Below are 3,508 nucleotides of genomic sequence, written 5' to 3' on the forward strand. Positions count from 1 at the left end.
CTACACCACCGGCAGTTGCGTCACCGCAACCAGCCTGGCGGCGGCGCGGCTGTTGTTGGCGGGGCTGGTCAGCGATGCGGTGGAAATCGTGCTGCCTAAGGGCCGCGAAGTGCTGATGCGTCTGGAGTTTTGCCGGCCTTTTGCCGACGGCGCCGAGGCCGGCACGTTGAAAGATGCCGGCGATGACCCGGATGTCACCCACGGCGCCTTGGTATTTGCCCGCGTGCGCTTGCGCGCGGAACCGGGTGTGGCGTTTTTCGCTGGGCCAGGGGTTGGCACGGTGACTAAACCGGGGCTGACCTTGGCGGTGGGCGAGCCGGCGATTAACCCGGTGCCGCGGCAAATGATCACTGGCCACCTGCAAACCCTGGCTGCCGAGCACGGCTATGCCGGTGGTTTTGAAGTTACCGCCGGCGTGGAAAACGGCGAAGCGCTGGCGCTGAAAACCATGAACCCACGCCTGGGCATTCTCGGTGGCCTGTCGATTCTCGGCACCAGCGGTATCGTCCGGCCGTTTTCCTGCGCGGCGTATATCGCCTCTATTCACCAGGGCATCGACGTCGCCCGCGCCAATGGCTTCTCGCACCTGGCCGCCTGTACCGGCAATGCCAGCGAAGACTGCATGCGCCGCTACTACCAACTGGACGACACGGCGCTGGTGGAAATGGGCGATTTTGTTGGTGCCGTGCTTAAGCACATGCGTGTGGCGCCGGTGGCAAAACTGAGCATTTGTGGTGGCTTCGGCAAGATCAGCAAACTGGCGGCCAGGCATATGGATTTGCACAGCCGCCATTCCAGTATCGACCTGCCGCAGTTGGCCACTTGGGCGGCTGCGCTTGGCGCCAGCGATGAACTGCAACGGGCGATTGTCGCTTCCAACACTAGCCAGCAAGCCTTGGCATTGGCCAGCGCCGAAGGCATCGCCCTGGGCGATGCGGTGTGCGCCCATGCCCTGGCGTTCGCCCAGAGCGTGGTGCCGGCGCAGGTGCAGGTGGAAGTGTTTGCCATCGACCGCCAAGGCGGCATCGTTGGCCATGCTGGAGTGTTTCAGTGAGGCCTAAGGTGTTGCTGCTGGGCGGTGTAAGTGAGGCGTTGGCCATGGCCCGCCACTTGGCCGCCGAGGATATTTATAGCCTCGCGGGCCTTGGCCGCGTGCCGCAGGATTTGCCCTGTCAGGTGCGTGTAGGCGGTTTTGGCGGCGCCGAAGGGTTGGCGCGGTTTATCAGCGAAGCCGGCATCCAAGTGTTGGTCGATGCCACCCATCCTTACGCCGCGCAAATCAGCGCCAATGCCGCGCGCGCTGCGCAGTTAGCCGGCATTGCCTGCTGGGCGTTGCGCCGCCCCGGCTGGCAGGCGCAGGCCGCTGACGATTGGCGAGAAGTGGCGGACTGGCGTGAACTTATCCACACGCTGGCGCCCTTTCAGCGGCCGCTATTTACCCTGGGCCGCGAACCGCTGGAACACCTCCACGAAATCCCCGAGCACCAACACTGGACCGTGCGTTGCCTGCAACAACAGCCGGCTACGCCCCGCGCAGAAATCATCGGTGCGCGCGGCCCGTTCAGCCTGGAAAGCGAGCGTGAGCTATTCGCCCGCCTGCAGTGCGATGTGCTGATCAGTAAGAACAGCGGCAGCGCCGCCACTGACCCCAAGTTGCAGGTTGCCCGCGAGCGGGGCGTTCCGGTGCTGGTGCTGCGACGGCCTGAGTTGCCCGCCGTAGACCGCGAATTCAGCGACGGCCAAAGCCTGCTTGCCGCACTTACGGCCCGTAGGTTGGGTTGAGCGCAGCGAAGCCCAACAAGATCCTGAACGCTTCAGCTCTCGCGGTAAAACACCTCGTCTTTGTACGGGTACCACCATTCGTGAATCTGCGGTTGGTGGTCGATGATGACCATCTTCGAGCGGCGGAAGGCGTCCAGGCCTTGGCGTCCGAGTTCACGACCCATGCCGGACATTTTCCAGCCGCCAAAGGGCAGGGCATCGTTGTCGATCAGCGGGTTATTCACCCAAACCATGCCGGCTTCCAAACGGTCGGCGGCTTCCATGGCTTCGGCGAGATTGGTGGAGAACAACGAGGCGCCTAGGCCAAAGTGGCTGTCGTTCGCTAAGCGCACGGCTTCATCAAAGTCAGCCACTTTGCAGATCGCCGCCACCGGGCCAAAGCATTCTTCGTGGAGGATATCCATGGCCTGGGTTACGCCGGTGAGAATGGTCGGCTCGTAGTACCAACCCAGCGGTTGGCTCGGCGGAATTCGTCCGCCGCAGACCACGGTGGCGCCCTTGGCCACGGCGTCGTTAACCAGGCGAATGACTTTATCCCGCGCGGCTTCGCTGACCAGCGGGCCGATTTCGCTGTGTTCCAGGCCATGGCCAATGCGCAGTTTTTGGGTCATTTCGGCAAAGCGCGAGACGAACTCATCATGGATTTCATCGACGACAAAAAAGCGCTCAGCCGAGGTGCAGATCTGCCCGGTGAGGTGGAAGGCCGCCGTTACCGAACCGGCCACGGCAACCTCCAGCGGCGCATGTTTGGAGACGATCAGGGCATCGCTACCACCTGCTTCAATCACGCAAGGTTTCATCCGCTCGGCGCAGGCCATGGCGACGGCTTTACCCGCCGCTACGCTGCCGGTAAAGGCCACCGCGTGGGTGCCTTCGGATTGGATTAATAGCTGCGCGGTCTTGGCGTCGCCCGCTACGCAGCTGACCAAACCGGCCGGCAGCACACGGAAGTGCTCCATAAATTTCAGCGTGCACAGGGTGGTGGTTTCTGCCGGTTTGATAATGCAGGCGTTGCCGGCGGCGAGCGATGCGGCGACGGTCCAGCACATCAGCAGAATGGGGAAGTTGAACGGCATGATATGCACGCTCACGCCCATGGCGTCGTAACGCACATGTTGGAACGAGCCGAGCTGCGTGGTGCCGGCTACCTTGCCAGCGTCGTCGCGGGCCATCTCGGCGTAGTAGCGGAAAATTGGCGCGCAGTTGGCCAGCTCGCCCATGGCTTCGGGGAAGGGTTTGCCCATCTCCAGGGTCATCAGGCGCCCCGCTTCGCGGTTGACTGGGTTGTGGCCGTCGAGGGCGTTGGCTAACTGATGCAGAATCGCCGCGCGGCTTTTGGCATCAACGCGGCGCCAGTCTTTTTGCGCAGCATTGGCGGCCTCGACGGTGCGCTGCACATCCGCTTCATCGCCGAGCACGATGCTGCCCACTTCTTCCAGCGTGGCCGGGTTGATGATGGCGCGTACCCGTTGGCTTAACGGGCTGACGAAGTCGGGGTTAATAAAGTGCTTCATAGCGGCTCCAGGCCTGGGCTGCGGCGGTTTATCCACAGCCCGGAAAAAGGGTCAGTTAGCGGGCAAGGGTTGCGCCCAGCCGGGCAGATTGAGGTCGAGAAATTGCCGCAGCGGCAGCAGCGCGGGCGTGTGCAAGGCGCGGTCGAGCAGGCCGACTACCCGTGGCAAATGGGCCAGGTAATGCCCTTTGCCATCGCGCTGGGCCAGGCGCA

Annotated in this window: 3 protein-coding genes; 2 read left to right on the forward strand and 1 reads right to left on the reverse strand. The window is 63.1% G+C overall.

All coding sequences use genetic code 11. The features are described 5' to 3' along the window. Positions 1-1,054, forward strand: a 1,054-nt coding sequence (locus AAAB16_RS10115; RefSeq protein WP_340663210.1) for a cobalt-precorrin-5B (C(1))-methyltransferase, incomplete at its 5' end; no start/stop codon positions are given. Beyond that, on the forward strand, positions 1,051-1,782 hold the full coding sequence (locus AAAB16_RS10120; RefSeq protein ID WP_340663211.1) for a cobalt-precorrin-6A reductase: 732 nt from the start codon (positions 1,051-1,053) through the stop codon (positions 1,780-1,782). The genes AAAB16_RS10115 and AAAB16_RS10120, both read left to right, overlap by 4 nt. 32 nt (positions 1,783-1,814) lie before the next feature. On the opposite strand, the gene AAAB16_RS10125 is transcribed toward AAAB16_RS10120, so the two are convergent. Then, positions 1,815-3,296, reverse strand: coding sequence for an aldehyde dehydrogenase family protein (locus AAAB16_RS10125; RefSeq protein WP_340663212.1), 1,482 nt, complete (start codon positions 3,294-3,296; stop codon positions 1,815-1,817). Between the last annotated feature and the right edge of the window lie 212 nt (positions 3,297-3,508).

The sequence above is a fragment of the Pseudomonas sp. genome (assembly GCF_037994325.1).
GTDB lineage: Bacteria > Pseudomonadota > Gammaproteobacteria > Pseudomonadales > Pseudomonadaceae > Aquipseudomonas.